Origin of the sequence: Streptomyces roseolilacinus, assembly GCF_014649335.1 — a bacterium.
In the GTDB taxonomy this organism is placed as follows: domain Bacteria; phylum Actinomycetota; class Actinomycetes; order Streptomycetales; family Streptomycetaceae; genus Streptomyces; species Streptomyces roseolilacinus.
This window is the reverse complement of the sequence record NZ_BMSV01000018.1, coordinates 1-15,185: the sequence shown is the minus strand read 5'-3', so window position 1 is coordinate 15,185 and position 15,185 is coordinate 1. Positions and strand designations below refer to the sequence as shown.

Below are 15,185 nucleotides of genomic sequence, written 5' to 3'. Positions count from 1 at the left end.
TTGCCGGAGGGAGTCACTCCTCGGGTCGCAGGTGCCCCGCCGGCCCGGTCGCTGCCGTGGGTGCGGGACGGGGCGCACCGGGCGCCACCGCGACAAGAGTAATCACGCCGGCCCGGCCCGGGCAGCCGGACGCGGGCCGGACGCGGGGACGTCAGCCCTGCTCGGGACCCGTGCCGCGGGTCTCGGCGAGGGCGCGCAGGGCGCGCGCGTCGCGGATGGCCTGCGCCTTGCCGATGCCCGGCTGGATGCCGAGGGCGGGCAGGCTGGTGCCGTCGCTGAGGTCGAGGAACACCCACGGGTCACCGGTGCGCAGGTTGACGCGGAGGATCTCCGGCCAGGCCAGGCGGCGGCTGCGGGTGAGGTTGACGACGGTGACGCCGTCCTCGTCGGCCACGACCTTCGGGCGGCTCAGCAGGATGAGCACGCCGTAGAAGAGCGCGGCCGTCAGGACGAAGCTGATCCGCTCACCGGGGTGCAGCCGCTCCAGTGTCAGGGCGACCACGGTGATGACGGCGAACATGACCGCGCCGGTGACGAGCAGCACGGCCCGGGTGCGCCGCGGCCGGAAGGTGACGGGGAGGGCGGGCGCTTCGCTGGGTACGTCGGGCATGGCGGGGGTTCGGCTTCCGGCTCAGAGGCGGCAGGCGTGGATCTCGGTGGTGAGGATGGCCCGGGCGCCGAGGGCGTACAGGTCGTCCATGATGCGCTGCGCGTCCTTGGCGGGGACCATCGCGCGGACGGCGACCCAGCCCTCGTTGTGCAGCGGCGAGACGGTCGGGGACTCCAGGCCCGGCGTGAGGGCGACGGCCTGCTCCAGGTGCTCGGCGCGGCAGTCGTAGTCCATCATCACGTAGCTGCGGGCGACGAGGACGCCCTGGAGGCGGCGGAGGAACCGCTGCACCTCGGGGTCGTCGGCGGAGGCCCCGGTGCGGCGGACGACGACGGCCTCGGAGGTGAGGATCGGCTCGCCGATGACCTCCAGGCCGGCGTTGCGCAGGGAGGTGCCGGTCTCCACGACGTCGGCGATGACCTGGGCGACGCCGAGCTGGACGGCGGTCTCGACGGCGCCGTCGAGGTGGACGACGGAGGCGTCGATGCCCTGGTCGGCGAGGTGCTTGGCGACGATGCCCTCGTACGAGGTGGCGATCGTCATGCCGTGGAAGTCGGCGGGGCCCTCGGCCGTGCCGGGCCGGGTCGCGTAGCGGAAGGTGGAGCGGGCGAAGCCGAGCTCCAGGATCTCCTCGGCGTTGGCGCCGGAGTCCAGCAGCAGGTCGCGGCCGGTGATGCCGATGTCGAGCTTGCCGGAGCTGACGTAGATGGCGATGTCCCGGGGGCGGAGGTAGAAGAACTCGACCTCGTTGTCCGGGTCGACCAGGACCAGCTCCTTGGACTCCTTGCGCTGTTTGTAGCCGGCCTCATGGAGCATCGCCGACGCAGGTCCGGACAGTGAACCCTTGTTGGGGACGGCGATGCGCAGCATGGGAGGGGCTTCCTTTGCCTCGGAGCGGGTCTGGTTCGGGTGCGGGACGGATCAGAGGTGGGCGTAGACGTCGTCGAGGGAGATCCCGCGCGCGACCATCATCACCTGGACGTGGTACAGCAGCTGCGAGATCTCCTCGGCGGCGGCTTCCTCGCCCTCGTACTCGGCGGCCATCCACACTTCGGCGGCCTCCTCGACGATCTTCTTGCCGATGGCATGGACCCCCTTGCCCACCAGCTCGGCGGTGCGGGAGGTGGCGGGGTCGCCGGTCTTGGCCTTGAGCTCCAGCTCGGCGAAGAGGTCTTCGAAGGTTTTGTTCGCCATGATGACCCAAGAGTACGGGGTACGGCGGGTCCACTCAGCGCCAGGGTTCGCTGACGGTGCGCAGCGTCATCGCGGTGGCGACGGCGGCGGTGACCGCTTCGTGGCCCTTGTCCTCGTTCGAGCCCTCCAGGCCCGCGCGGTCGAGGGCCTGCTCCTCGGTGTCGCAGGTGAGGACGCCGAAGCCGACGGGGACGCCGGTTTCGACGGAGACCTGGACGAGGCCCTGGGTGACGCCCTGGCACACGTACTCGAAGTGGGGCGTCCCCCCGCGGATGACGACGCCGAGGGCGACGACCGCGTCGTAGCCGCGGCCGGCGAGGACCTTGGCGACGACGGGCAGTTCGAAGCTGCCGGGCACGCGCAGGACGGTCGGTTCGTCGATGCCCAGCTCGTGGAGGGCGCGCAGGGCGCCGTCGACCAGGCCGCCCATGACCTTCTCGTGCCACTGGGCGGCGATGACGGCGACGCGGAGGTCGCCGCAGTTCTTGACGGTCAGTTCGGGTGCGCCCTTGCCGCTCACGTTTCTCCTCGGGTGGTGCGATCGCTCGTTCGGTGTGGTGGATGGTGCGGTGGTGCTACTGGGTGACGCAGGGGGACACGCCGGCCGGGTCGTCGAGCCAGGGCAGGTCGTGGCCCATGCGGTCGCGCTTGGTGCGCAGGTACCGGCCGTTGTGCTCGCCGGCCTGCACGGGCATGGGCTCCCGGCCGGCCACGGTGAGGCCGTGGTGGACGAGGGCGGCGGTCTTCTCCGGGTTGTTGGTCATCAGCCGGACGCTGCGGACGCCGAGGTCGGCGAGCATCCGGGCGCCGGCGGCGTAGTCGCGGGCGTCGGCGGGCAGGCCCAGCTCCAGGTTGGCGTCGAGGGTGTCGCGGCCGCGCTCCTGGAGTTCGTAGGCGCGGAGCTTGGAGAGCAGGCCGATGCCGCGGCCCTCGTGGCCGCGCAGGTAGACGACGACGCCGCGGCCGGCCTCGGTGATGCGGTCCATGGCGGCGTGCAGCTGGGGGCCGCAGTCGCAGCGCAGGGAGTGGAAGACGTCGCCGGTGAGGCACTCGGAGTGGACGCGGACGAGGACGTCCTCGCCGTCGCCGAGGTCGCCGTGGACGAGGGCGACGTGCTCGACGCCGTCGGCCGTGGAGCGGTAGCCGTACGCGGTGAAGTCGCCGTACGCGGTCGGCAGCCGCACCTCGGCCTCGCGGTGGACGGCCGGGGCCGGGGCGGCCTTCGTGTCGTGGCGGTCGGCGGGGGCGGTGCCGCGGCGGTAGGCGATCAGGTCCTCGATGGAGATGATCGTCAGGCCGTGCTTGCGGGCGAAGGGGACGAGCTCCGGGAGGCGGAGCATGACGCCGTCCTCGCCGGCGATCTCGACGATGGCGCCGGCCGGGCGGAGTCCGGCGAGGCGGGCCAGGTCGACGGCGGCCTCGGTGTGGCCGTTCCGGGCCAGGACGCCGCCGGGCCGGGCGCGCAGCGGGAAGACGTGGCCGGGGCGGACGAGGTCGGACGGCTCCGCGGTGCCGCTCGCCAGGAGCCGGAGGGTGGTGGCGCGGTCGGCGGCGGAGATGCCGGTGGTGACGCCGTGGGCGGGGGCCGCGTCGACCGAGACGGTGAAGGCCGTCCCCATCGACTCGGTGTTGTCCTCGACCATCTGCGGGAGGCGGAGCCGGTCGAGCTCGTCGCCCTCCATGGGGGCGCAGATGAGACCCCGGCACTCGCTCATCATGAAGGCGACGATCTCGGGCGTGGCCTTCTCCGCGGCGACGACCAGGTCGCCCTCGTTCTCGCGGTCCTCGTCGTCGACGACCACGACGGGCCGGCCGGCGGCGATGTCGCGGACGGCCTGCTCGACGGGGTCGAGGGTGAGGTCCGCGGTGTCCCACAGGGGCAGTTCGGGTGCGGTGGTCATGCCGGGGCTCCTTCCAGGGCCTGGGCCGGGGTGCGGGTGCGCAGCCACCAGTCGCGCATGCCCCACAGCACGAGAGCGAAGTAGACGACGTAGACGAGCCCGGAGAAGGCGAGGCCGCTGCCGAAGGCGAGCGGGACGCCGACCAGGTCGACGAGGAGCCAGGCGAACCAGAACTCCACCAGGCCGCGGGCCTGGGCGACCATCGCGACGAGGGTGCCGACGAAGATGTACGCGTCGGCCCAGGGGCTCCACGACAGCGACGGGTACAGCGTGAACAGGCCGCCGACGGCGAGCGTGCCGAGGACGGCGCCGGCCAGGAGGAGGCCGCGCTCCCTCCAGGTGGCGAAGCGGACGGCGATGGAGCCGTCCTGGGCCTGTCCGCGGCCGAGGTGCCACTGGCGCCAGCCCCACAGGGCGACGGTGATGACCAGGAGCTGCTTGCCGACGCCGCCGCCGAGCTGGGCGGAGGCGTAGGCGGCGACGAGGACGACGCCGGAGAGCAGCTGGGCGGGCCAGGTGAGGAGGGAGCGGCGCCAGCCGAGGGCGAGGGCGGCGAGTCCGATGGTGTTGCCGAGCAGGTCGGACCAGATGATGTGCTGGCCGAAGGCGGTGAACGCCTCGTCGCCCAGCCAGGTGAGGCCGCTCATCGGGCGGCCCCCGGGGTGCCGAGGAGGCGCTCGACGTACTTGGCGATGACGTCGACCTCGAGGTTGACGGGGTCGCCGGGCTCCTTGTGGCCGAGGGTGGTGAGGGCGAGCGTGGTGGGGATGAGGCTGACGGTGAAGTGCTCGGTGCCCGCCTCGACGACGGTGAGGCTGACGCCGTCGACGGTGATGGAGCCCTTCTCGACCACGTAGCGGGCGAGTCCGGCCGGGAGGGAGATCTCGACGACCTCCCAGTGGTCGGAGGGGGTGCGCGCGACGATGGTGCCGGTGCCGTCGACGTGGCCCTGGACGATGTGCCCGCCGAAGCGGCCGTCGGCGACCATGGGCCGCTCCAGGTTGACGCGGGAGCCGGCGGTGAGCGCGCCGAGGCAGGAGCGCTTGAGGGTCTCGGCCATCACGTCGGCGGTGAACTCCTCGCCCTCCTGCTCGACGACCGTGAGGCAGACGCCGTTGACGGCGATCGAGTCGCCGTGCTTCGCGCCCCGGGTGACCAGGGGGCCGCGGACGCGGAAGCGGGAGGCGTCGTCGAGGGTCTCGACGGCGGTGACCTCGCCCAGTTCTTCGACGATTCCGGTGAACACTCAGTGCTCCTTGGTGGTGGGGAGGGAGGCGGGGCGGGCGGTGACGCGCAGGTCCGGGCCGATGCGGGTGGTGTCGGTGACGTGCAGCCGCAGGGCGTCGGCGATGGTGGTGATCCCGGCGTCGCCGAGCGCGGCGGGGCCGGCGCCGAGGAGGACCGGGGCGAGGTAGCCGACGACCTCGTCGACGGCGCCCTCGGCGGCGAAGGCGCCCGCGAGGGTGGGGCCGCCTTCGAGGAGCACGGAGCGGACGCCCCGCTCGTGCAGGGCGGCCAGCAGGGCCGGTACCGCCAGGCCGCGTCCGCCGGCGGCCCGGGGGATCCGTACGACGTCGGTGCCGGCGAGGTGGTCGGCGGCGGCGTCCTCGGCGACGGCGACCAGGGTGGGGGCGGCGTCGTCCAGGACCCGGGCGCCGGCCCTGACGGCGGTCGCCTCGGTGTCGACGACGACCCGCAGCGGCTGGACGGCGCCGTCGACGCCGCGCACGGCGAGGTGGGGGTCGTCGGCGCGGGCGGTGCCGGAGCCGACGACGACGGCGTCCGCCTCGGCGCGCAGCCGGTGGACGTCGGCGCGGGCCTCGGGCGAGGTGATCCAGCGGCTGGTGCCGTCGGCGGCCGCGACCCGGCCGTCGAGGGTGGCGGCGTACTTCCACCGGACGTGGGGCCGGCCGAGGCGCACGGAGGTGAGCCAGGCGGCGTTGCCGGCCTCGGCCTCGTCGGCGAGGAGGCCGCCCTCGACCTCGACGCCGGCCGCGCGGAGGGTGTCGGCGCCGCCCCGGGCCCGCGGGTCGGGGTCGGCGACGGCGTAGACGACGCGCGCGACACCGGCCTCGACGAGCGCCTGGGCGCAGGGGCCGGTGCGGCCCGTGTGGTTGCAGGGTTCGAGGGTGACGTAGGCGGTGCCGCCGCGGGCGAGGACGCCCGCCTGGCGCAGGGCGTGGATCTCGGCGTGGGGGCCGCCGGCGCGCTCGTGGTGACCGGCGCCGACCTCGTGGCCGGAGGCGTCGAGGACGACGCACCCGACGACCGGGTTGGGGCTGGTGGAGCCGAGTCCGCGGGCGGCGAGCGCGACGGCTCGGCGCATGGCGGTCGTGTCGGCCGCTGTGGCCACCGGGTCCTCCTGCCTCGTCGGGCACGGACTCCGGGGCCTGTCGATGGCGACAGGAAGCGGGAACGGCACCTCGCGGGGGGTGCGCCGTGACGCGCCGGCCGGCCCGCCGGGTACGCCCGGCCGCCGGCAGACGACGGCGCGCCCCTGCAAGGGGTCGCCCGCCGCGCACTGCCTCCCATCCGGACTTTCACCGTCGGTCCAGGAGTTTCACCTGGTCAACCGGCCACTGGATGCGGCCGGGTCGCGGACTGTAACCGCCGGTTCGGAATTACACCGACCCCGGAGTGCGCTGCTGCTGATACAGGGCCAGTGTGCCACGGCCGCGCGTCGCCCATGCGGGTGATCCCTGTGGGGTGACTCACAGCGGGGACCGGATCGCGCCGCCCGCGGGTCCCCCGCTCCTCTTCCCCACCCGGGGGACCAGATTGGTCCAGACCTATTGACGCTTTGGTCTAGTCCTCTTAATGTCTGCGTCACCTCTTCCGCGGAGACGGCCCTGCGGTGTGCGCACACCCGGGCCGGGCACCACCCCGACCCCTGCCAGAAGCCGCACGTTGTGTGAAGCCCGACTCCCCAGGAGGAGCCGACCGTGCTGTCATCCCCCCGTGCGAGAGCCTCGCTGCTCGCATCCGGCGCCGCCGTCGCCGGACTGCTGCTCAGCTCGCTCTCCGGTGGCGTCTCGTACGCCGCCGACAACGAGACCTGCCGCCCCGACGGCCTGTACAAGACGCCCGGTGTGGACGTCCCCTACTGCTCCGTGTACGACGCCGAGGGCCGCGAGAAGATGGGCGCCGACCACCAGCGCCGCGTCATCGGCTACTTCACCGGCTGGCGCACCGGCAAGGACGGCTCGCCCGCCTACCTCGCCAACAACATCCCGTGGGACAAGGTCACCCACATCAACTACGCCTTCGCGCACGTCGACGCCGGCAACAGGGTCTCCGTCGGCACCGACGGCCCGAACAACGCCGCGACCGGCATGACCTGGCCGGGCGTCGCGGGCGCCGAGATGGACCCGGCCCTGCCCTACAAGGGCCACTTCAACCTGCTGAACAAGTTCAAGAAGCAGCACCCGGACGTCAAGACGCTGATCTCGGTCGGCGGCTGGGCGGAGACCGGCGGCTACTTCGACGACAGCGGCAAGCGCGTGGCGTCCGGCGGCTTCTACTCGATGGCCACCAACGCGGACGGCTCCGTCAACCAGGCCGGCATCAACACCTTCGCCGACTCGGCGGTCGACTTCGTCCGCAAGTACGGCTTCAACGGCGTCGACATCGACTACGAGTACCCGACGACCATGAAGGACGCCGGCAACCCGCTCGACTGGTCGATCTCCAACGGCCGCCGCGCGGGCCTCGTCCAGGGCTACTCGGTGCTGATGAAGACCCTCCGCGAGAAGCTCGACCGGGCCGGCGCCACCGACGGCAGGCACTATCTGCTGACCGTCGCCGCCCCCTCGTCGGGCTACCTGCTGCGCGGCATGGAGACGTACCAGCAGCAGAAGTACCTCGACTACGTCAACATCATGTCGTACGACCTGCACGGCGCCTGGAACGAGTACGTCGGCCCGAACGCCTCGCTGTTCGACGACGGCAAGGACGCCGAGCTGGCCGCGGCCAACGTCTACGGCAGCCAGCAGTACGGCGGCATCGGCTACCTCAACACCGACTGGGCCTACCACTACTTCCGCGGCTCCATGCCCGCCGGCCGCATCAACGTCGGACTGCCCTACTACACGCGCGGCTTCAAGAACGTGCAGGGCGGCACGGACGGCCTGTGGGGCAGGGCGGCGGCGACCAGCTGCCCGGCCGGCTCCGGCCTGACCAAGTGTGGTGACGGCGCGGTCGGCATCGACAACCTCTGGCACGACAAGGACGACAACGGCAAGGAGTCCCCGGCGGGCTCCAACCCGATGTGGCACGCCAAGAACCTGGAGAAGGGCGTCGTCGGCGACTACGTCACCAAGTACGGCTTCCCGGCCGGCACGAAGCTGACCGGCACCTACGCCCGCAAGTACGACTCCACGCTGGTCGCGCCGTGGCTGTGGAACGCCGAGAAGAAGGTCTTCCTGTCCACGGAGGACGAGCAGTCGGTGGCCCGCAAGGCCGACTACGTGGTCGACAAGGGCATCGGCGGCACGATGGTGTGGGAGCTGGCCGGCGACTACGCCTGGAACGCCGCGAAGGGCCAGTACGAGCCCGGCTCGACGCTGACCTCGCTGATGTACGACAAGTTCAAGGCGGCCGCCCCCTACGGCGCGAAGGTCTCGAACAAGGCGCTGCCCGCCAAGGCCGTCGACATCGGCGTGCAGTTCGGGGAGTTCAAGCTCGGCGACTCCAACTACCCGATCACGCCCAAGGTGAAGATCACCAACAACACGAAGACGACGCTCCCGGGCGGCACGGAGTTCCAGTTCGACTACGCCACCTCGGCCCCCGGCAACGCCTCGGACCAGTCCGGCTTCGGCACGAAGGTGATCAGCAGCGACCACACGGGAAGCAACGTGGGCGGGCTGAAGGGCGACTTCCACCGCGTCTCGCTGAAGCTGCCGGCGTGGCAGACCCTCGCGCCGGGCGCCTCGGTGGAGCTGTCCTTCAACTACTACCTGCCGGTGTCGACCCCGTCGAACTGGACGGTGAACATCGCGGGCACGACGTACGCGCTCGCCGGTGACCTCGCCCGCGGCACCACGGTCGTCGAGCCCGGCACGGGCTCCTCGCCCGGCCCGTCGGACCCGCCGAGCCCGGGCGCCTGCACGGCCCCGGCGTGGAACGCCACGGCCGCGTACGGCGGCGGCACCACCGTCTCCCACAAGTCCCACACGTGGAAGGCGAAGTGGTGGACGCAGGGCGCCGAGCCCGGTACCACGGGCGAGTGGGGCGTGTGGCAGGACCTGGGCGCCTGCTGACGCGCCCGGCCGGGCGGCGGGCGGCCGACGCCTGACGCCCGGCGATCGTGACGGAGACCCGGTGGCGGTGGAGAAAGGCCCTTGCCCGCCGCCGGGTCTCCTCGTGTGCGCCGTGGCAGGCTGTGAACGTGAGTGTCGTGACAGAGAGCGTCGAAGAGTTCGAGAGCCACCGCCCGCGCATGTTCGGCCTCGCCTACCGCATGCTCGGCTCCGCGTCGGAGGCCGAGGACGTGGTGCAGGACGCGTACCTGCGGTGGAGCGGTACCGGGCGGGAGGGCATCGACCGGCCGGGGGCGTGGCTGGCGAAGGTGGTCACCAACCTGTGCCTGAACCGGCTCACCTCGGCGCGCGCCCGGCGCGAGCAGTACCCGGGCCCCTGGCTGCCGGAGCCGGTCGTCACCGACGACGGCGCGCTGGGCCCCCTGGAGTCGGCCGAGCGGCGCGAGGCCGTGTCGACGGCGCTGCTGGTGCTGCTGGAGCGGCTGACCCCGACCGAGCGGGCCGTCTACGTGCTGCGCGAGGCGTTCGCGTACAGCCACCGCGAGATCGCCGGGGTCCTCGACGTCAGCGAGGCCAACAGCCGCCAGCTCCACCGCAGGGCCGCCGCGCGCGTGGCCGCGGCCGAGACCCGGTTCACCGGGCAGGACGAGCGGCGCCACCGGGAGCTCGTCGAGTCGTTCGTCGCCGCCGCCCGGGACGGGGACCTGGCGTCCCTGGAGAAGACGCTCGCCGCCGACGTGGTCTGGTGGGGTGACGGCGGGGGCGTCGTGTCGGCGGCGCGGCGGCCGATCGAGGGCCGGGAGAAGGTCCTGCGGTTCCTGTCCGGGCTGATGCCCCGCTACGCGGACGAGCTGCGCCTGGCGAGCGCGGAGATCAACGGCGCGCCGGCGCTGGTGGCCTGGTCGGGCTCCACCCTGGTGACGGTCGTGTCGTTCGTGGTGCGCGACGGGGCGGTCGCGGCCGTGCACAACGTGGTCAACCCGGTGAAGCTCGCCTTCGCCGCGCGGCAGCTGTCACATCCGGGGGGAGCCGCCGGTTCGTAGCCGGTGGGGGCACCCACTGCGGAAGGACGGACAGGGACCATGGGCACGATCGTGGTGACGGGCGGTACGGGAACGCTCGGACGGCACGTCACCGAACGGCTGCGCGGGACCGGGCACGAGGTGCGGGTGGTGAGCCGCCACTCCGATCCGTACCCGGTCGACCTGCGCGACGGCAGGGGCCTGGACGCGGCGCTGGCGGGCGCCGGGACGGTGGTGCACTGCGCCACTTCGCCGGGCGGAGGCGACGAACGGGCGGCCCGCCGGCTCGTCGACGCGGCGCGGCGGGCCCGCGTCGGGCACCTCGTCTACATCTCGATCGTCGGCATCGACCGGGTCCCGCTCGGCTACTACCGGACGAAGCTGGCCGTGGAGGGACTGGTCGAGCGGTCCGGCCTCGGCTGGACGGTGCTGCGGACGACGCAGTTCCACGACCTGGTGCTGCGCCTCCTGGAGGGCTGCGCCCGGCTGCCGGTGCTCCCCGTCCCGGCGGGCGTCCCCGACCAGCCGATCGAGGTCCGGGAGGTGGCGGCGCGGCTCGCGGAGCTGGCCCTGGCGGACCCGGCCGGACGCGTGCCGGACATGGGCGGGCCCGAGGTGCGGACGTTCGGGGACCTGGCGGAGGCGTACCTGCGGGCGGCCGGGCGGCGGCGCCGGGTGGTGCCCGTACGGCTCGCCGGCCGGACGTACCGGGCGCTGCGCGCGGGCGGGCACCTGACGCCGGGGCGCGCGGTGGGCACGGGGACGTTCGAGGACTTCCTGGAGCGGCGCTTCGCGCGCGGGGTGCGGGCCTGAGGGGCGGGGCGCGGGCCCGCGGGCCCCGGGGCGGGGCGCGGGCCCGCGGGCCCCGGGGCGGGGTGCGGGCCTGAGCGTGCGGGTCCGAAGCGCGGGGGTGCGGGCCCGAGAGGCACGCGCGGCACGGCGGTGGGGGAACGCCCGCGCGCCGGCCGGCTCGGGCTCAGCGGACGGGCGGCGCCCCGAAGAGGGCGTCCTGGGCGGCGTCGCGGGCGGTGAGGAGGGCGCCGCGCAGCACCGCCGCGCCCCCCAGCGCGCTCGCCCGGACCTCGGTGCGCAGCGGGGAGAGGGCGGCGAGCCGGTCTTCGACGCGGGCGGCCAGGACGGCGCCGCCCGCGTGGCCGAGCTCGCCGCCGAGGACGACGCAGCCGGGGTCGAGCACGGCGCTGACGGCGGCCGCGCCCAGGGCGACGCGCTCGGCGAGGGCGTCCAGGAACGCGCCCGCCGCCTCCACGCCCGCACCCGCCATTTCCGTGCCCGCCGCCCCCGCACGCGCCGCCTCCGCGCCCGCTCCCCCGGCGGTCAACCGCCCCAGGGCCGCGCGTACCGCCACCGCGCCGGCCGGTTCGCCCTCTTCGTCGCCGCCCGCGGCCTCGATGCCGTACCCGCCGGCCAGGGCGCGGACGGCCGCCGAGCCGGCCAGGGTGTGGAAGCCCCCGGAGCAGTCGGTCGCGGACGGCAGGCCGCCCGTGCCCGGCACCGGCAGGAAGCCGATCTCGCCCGCGCCGCCCGACGCGCCGCGCCGCAGGACGCCGTCCAGGACGACGGCGGCGCCGACGCCGTGGCCGAGCCACAGCAGGACGAACGTGTCGCGGTCGCGGGCGGCGCCCTCGCGCAGCTCGGCGACGGCGGCGAGGTTGGTCTCGTTCTCCACGAGGACGGTCGCGGGCACCCGTTCGCGCAGGGCGGTGACCAGGCGGCGATGCCAGGCCGGCAGTCCGGCCGAGTCGCGCAGCGTGCCGGTGGCGGGGTCGATCAGGCCGGGCGCGCCGATGCCGACCGTGTGGAGCCGGGTCGCGCCCGCTTCCCGGACGGTGCGTTCCAGCAGGGCGGCGGCCCGTTCGACGGCCGGGCCCGTGCCCGTGTCGCCGCCGATGGGCGCCGCCTCCTCCGCGAGCGGGGCGCCCAGCAGGTCGGTGACGGTGACGGTGACGCCCCGCAGCCGTACGTCGAGGGCGGCCAGGTGGGCGCGGTCCGCGACGATCCCGTACAGCCGGGCGTTCGGGCCGCGCCGCTCGGCGCCGGACTCCCCCACGACCCGGACCAGGCCCGCGCCCTGGAGCCGTTCGACGAGGTCGGCGACGGTGGGCCGGGACAGCCCGGTCAGCCGCTTCAACTGACCCGCCGTCAGGGGCCCTTCCTCCTGGAGCAGGCGCAGGGCGAGCCGGTCGTTGATGGCCCGGGCGGTGCTGGGGGACGCGGGGGCGGAGGGCATGCCGCGGATCCTTTCAGATCTTACTTTCAGGCAGGGTTCCTGATAATTTACGCGGCGGGCGCCCGGCAGGTGCCCGAACACCTCGGAAGACCCGGAACGGGAGGGCCTGTGCCGTACAGCAAGGAGAGGGTGAGGCGGGCGCGGTACGCCGTGGCGGCCGTGTTCTGCGTGCACGGCGCGGTCACCGGCAGCTTCGCCACCCGCATCCCCTGGATCCAGGAGCACGCGGGGGTGAGTCCCGGGCAGCTGGGCCTGGCCCTCGCCTTCCCCGCGCTCGGCGCGTCGCTGGCGATGCCCCTCGCGGGCTCGGTCAGCCACCGCCTCGGGGCGCGTACGGCACTGCGCGTGCTGCTGGCCCTGTGGACGCTGTCGCTGGTCCTGCCCTCGCTCGCGCCCAACCTCTACGGCCTGTGCGGAGCGCTGTTCGTGTACGGCGCGACCTCCGGCATGTCCGACGTGGCGATGAACGCGCTGGGCGTCGAGGTGGAGAACCGGCTCGGCCGCTCCATCATGTCCAGCCTGCACGGCATGTGGAGCGCCGGCGCCCTGATCGGCTCGGCCGCCGGCACGCTCGCCGCGCACCTGGGCGGCGACGCGCGCCTCCACCACCTGCTGGCCGCCGCCGTCCTGACGGTGCTGGGGCTGGTGTTCTGCCAGGGCGTGCTGGACCTGCGCAGCGCGCCCGACGAGGAGCCGCCGCCGCGGTTCGCGCTGCCGCCGCGCTCGGCGCTGGTGATCGGGGCGATCGGCTTCTGCGGGGTCTTCGCGGAGGGCGCGAGCCTGGACTGGTCGGCGGTCTACCTGAAGGACGAGCTGGGCACGTCGCCGGGTACGGCGGCCGCCTCCACGACGGCGTTCGCGCTGACCATGGCGGTGGCGCGGCTGGTCGGCGACCGGGTCGTGGACCGGTTCGGAGCGGTCCGCACGGTACGGGCGGGGGGCCTCGCGGCGACGGCGGGCGGCGTCCTGGTCGTCGCCGCGCCGCACCCGGTGGCCGCGATGGCCGGTTTCGGCCTCCTCGGGCTGGGCGTGGCCGTCGTCGTCCCGCTGGCCTTCGCCGCGGCGGCCCGCAGCGGCCCGAACCCGAGCCAGGCCATCGCGGGCGTCGCCACCATCACGTACACCTCCGGTCTGATCGCCCCGTCGCTGATCGGCGGCCTCGCCGACCTGACGTCGCTGACGGCGTCGTTCGCGGTGGTCACCGCGCTGGCGTTCGGCCTGGTCGTCGGGGCGGGCGTGCTGGCCCCCTCCCGCCGGTCCCGTGCCGGCCGGAAGGGCGCGGGCGCCGCGGCCGGGGGCGGCGGGGGCGGCAAGAGCGCCTGACCGGGCGTCCGCCGGGCCCGTACGGGCGCCCCCGTACCATGGCGGTCGATCATTTCCGGCCGACCGCCCACCCGCGCGGCCTCCCCCTGCCCCGGCCCACCGGGGCTCCACCCACAGAACGGGAGCGACCCACCCATGAACCTCGGCGTGCGCTGGACCCTGCACGGCGACGGGCGGACCCCCGCTCCGGGAGCCGTGGTGCGCCCGGACGAGCGGCTGTCCTGGCCGCGGACGGCCGGACTCGGCGCCCAGCACGTGGTCGCCATGTTCGGCGCGTCGTTCGTGGCGCCCGTCCTCATGGGCCTCGGCCCCAATCTGGCGATCATGATGTCGGGCGTCGCGACGATGGTCTTCCTCCTCGCGACGCGCGGCCGGGTGCCCAGCTACCTCGGGTGCTCGCTGTCGTTCGTGGGCGTCGCCGCCGCGATCCGCGCGTCCGGCGGGGACAGCTCGACGGTCACCGGGGCGGTCCTCGTCGTGGGGCTCGCCCTGTTCCTGGCGGGCGTGGCGGTACGGCGGTTCGGCGCGCGGATCATCCACGCGGCGATGCCGCCGATCGTGACGGGCGCCGTCGTGATGCTGATCGGCTTCAACCTGGCGCCGGTGACCGCGTCCACCTACTGGCCGCAGGACCAGTGGACCGCGCTGCTCGTGATGCTGTTCACGGGTCTGGCCGTGGTGTGCCTGCGCGGCTTCTGGTCCCGGGTGGCGATCTTCCTGGGGCTGGTCTTCGGGTACGCCCTGTCGTGGGTCCTCGACCTGGTCTTCGGCAAGATCCACTCCCCCGTCGGCGGCGAGGCGGTCGACCACTGGCGGCTGGACCTGTCGGGCGTCGCCGAGGCCGACTGGCTCGGGCTGCCGTCGTTCCACGCGCCGAGCTTCGAGTGGTCGGCGATCCTCGTCGCCCTGCCGGTCGTGATCGCCCTGATCGCGGAGAACGCCGGCCACGTCAAGGCGGTCGGCGAGATGACCGGGGACCCGCTCGACGACCAGCTCGGCACGGCCATCGCCGCCGACGGCGCCGCGTCGGTGCTGTCCACGGCGGTCGGCGGCCCGCCGAACACCACGTACTCCGAGAACATCGGCGTGATGGCCGCGACCCGCGTCTACTCCACCGCCGCCTACTGGGCCGCCGCCTGCTTCGCGCTCCTCTTCGGGCTCTGCCCCAAGTTCGGCGCGGTCGTCGCGGCGATCCCCGGCGGCGTCCTCGGCGGCATCACGGTCATCCTGTACGGCATGATCGGCCTGCTCGGCGCCCAGATCTGGATCAACGCCAAGGTCGACCTGCGCAACCCGCTCAACCTGGTCCCGGCCGCCGCCGGCATCATCATCGGCGTCGGCGGCGTCAGCCTGAAGATCACCGACACGTTCGAGCTCGGCGGGATCGCGCTGGGCACCATCGTCGTCATCACCGGCTACCACGCGCTGCGCGCCTTCGCCCCGGCCCACCTGAAGGAGCAGGAGCCGCTGCTGGACGCGGGCACCTCGGCGTACGACGACGCCTCGGCCGACACCGCGGCCGACGGCGCTGCCGGGCAGCAGGGCGGCGGCCGGCCCACCAGGCCCTAGGGGGTGTCCGGAAAGTCATGGGAGCCAGAGTTGGAGGCAGGCGAGGGTGACCATGGC

Annotated in this window: 14 protein-coding genes and 1 riboswitch; of the genes, 5 read left to right on the top strand and 9 right to left on the bottom strand. The window is 74.1% G+C overall.

Annotated features, from left to right (window positions below; genetic code table 11):
* Positions 1-151: 151 nt before the first annotated feature.
* The 8 genes from IE106_RS28780 to ribD are packed head-to-tail and all read right to left on the bottom strand — an operon-like array spanning position 152 to position 6,058.
* Positions 152-610, bottom strand: coding sequence for a PH domain-containing protein (locus tag IE106_RS28780; protein ID WP_189538176.1), 459 nt, complete (start codon positions 608-610; stop codon positions 152-154).
* 21 nt (positions 611-631) lie between these two features.
* Positions 632-1,480: an ATP phosphoribosyltransferase gene (hisG, locus tag IE106_RS28775; protein ID WP_189538175.1), complete on the bottom strand. Its 849-nt coding sequence runs from the start codon at positions 1,478-1,480 to the stop codon at positions 632-634.
* Between the two features lie 51 nt (positions 1,481-1,531).
* Positions 1,532-1,804: a phosphoribosyl-ATP diphosphatase gene (locus tag IE106_RS28770; RefSeq protein WP_189538174.1), complete on the bottom strand. Its 273-nt coding sequence runs from the start codon at positions 1,802-1,804 to the stop codon at positions 1,532-1,534.
* Between the two features lie 34 nt (positions 1,805-1,838).
* Positions 1,839-2,324, bottom strand: a complete 486-nt coding sequence (gene ribH / locus IE106_RS28765; protein ID WP_189538173.1) for a 6,7-dimethyl-8-ribityllumazine synthase — start codon at positions 2,322-2,324, stop codon at positions 1,839-1,841.
* Positions 2,325-2,379: 55 nt separating this feature from the next.
* Positions 2,380-3,705, bottom strand: coding sequence for a bifunctional 3,4-dihydroxy-2-butanone-4-phosphate synthase/GTP cyclohydrolase II (locus IE106_RS28760; protein ID WP_189538172.1), 1,326 nt, complete (start codon positions 3,703-3,705; stop codon positions 2,380-2,382).
* Positions 3,702-4,352, bottom strand: coding sequence for a nicotinamide mononucleotide transporter family protein (locus IE106_RS28755; RefSeq protein ID WP_189538171.1), 651 nt, complete (start codon positions 4,350-4,352; stop codon positions 3,702-3,704). The genes IE106_RS28760 and IE106_RS28755 overlap by 4 nt, the downstream gene beginning before the upstream one ends.
* Positions 4,349-4,951, bottom strand: coding sequence for a riboflavin synthase (locus tag IE106_RS28750; RefSeq protein WP_189538170.1), 603 nt, complete (start codon positions 4,949-4,951; stop codon positions 4,349-4,351). Before IE106_RS28750 ends, IE106_RS28755 begins: the two co-directional genes overlap by 4 nt.
* Entirely contained in the window at positions 4,952-6,058 is a 1,107-nt protein-coding gene (gene ribD, locus IE106_RS28745; RefSeq protein ID WP_189538169.1) for a bifunctional diaminohydroxyphosphoribosylaminopyrimidine deaminase/5-amino-6-(5-phosphoribosylamino)uracil reductase RibD, read from the bottom strand.
* 161 nt (positions 6,059-6,219) lie between these two features.
* Positions 6,220-6,350: riboswitch (FMN riboswitch) on the bottom strand.
* A 300-nt stretch (positions 6,351-6,650) separates the two neighbouring features.
* Here ribD and IE106_RS28740 point away from each other — a divergent pair.
* The 3 genes from IE106_RS28740 to IE106_RS28730 all read left to right on the top strand — a co-directional run bounded on the left by IE106_RS28740 (position 6,651) and on the right by IE106_RS28730 (position 10,801).
* Complete coding sequence (locus IE106_RS28740) at positions 6,651-8,966, top strand: chitinase C-terminal domain-containing protein (protein WP_189538215.1); 2,316 nt, start codon at positions 6,651-6,653, stop codon at positions 8,964-8,966.
* Between the two features lie 128 nt (positions 8,967-9,094).
* The gene (locus IE106_RS28735) at positions 9,095-10,009 is read left to right on the top strand and encodes an RNA polymerase sigma-70 factor (RefSeq protein ID WP_268255343.1); all 915 of its coding nucleotides are present in this window, start codon (positions 9,095-9,097) and stop codon (positions 10,007-10,009) included.
* A gap of 39 nt (positions 10,010-10,048) precedes the next feature.
* Positions 10,049-10,801: an SDR family oxidoreductase gene (locus IE106_RS28730; protein ID WP_189538168.1), complete on the top strand. Its 753-nt coding sequence runs from the start codon at positions 10,049-10,051 to the stop codon at positions 10,799-10,801.
* Between the two features lie 163 nt (positions 10,802-10,964).
* Here the strand turns inward: IE106_RS28730 and IE106_RS28725 are convergent, their stop codons facing one another.
* Entirely contained in the window at positions 10,965-12,236 is a 1,272-nt protein-coding gene (locus IE106_RS28725; RefSeq protein ID WP_189538167.1) for an ROK family transcriptional regulator, read from the bottom strand.
* Positions 12,237-12,344: 108 nt separating this feature from the next.
* On the opposite strand from IE106_RS28725, the gene IE106_RS28720 reads away from it, so the two are divergent.
* Positions 12,345-13,559, top strand: coding sequence for an MFS transporter (locus IE106_RS28720; protein WP_189538166.1), 1,215 nt, complete (start codon positions 12,345-12,347; stop codon positions 13,557-13,559).
* A gap of 135 nt (positions 13,560-13,694) precedes the next feature.
* The gene (locus IE106_RS28715; RefSeq protein WP_189538165.1) at positions 13,695-15,128 is read left to right on the top strand and encodes a uracil-xanthine permease family protein; all 1,434 of its coding nucleotides are present in this window, start codon (positions 13,695-13,697) and stop codon (positions 15,126-15,128) included.
* The last annotated feature ends 57 nt before the right edge of the window (positions 15,129-15,185 follow it).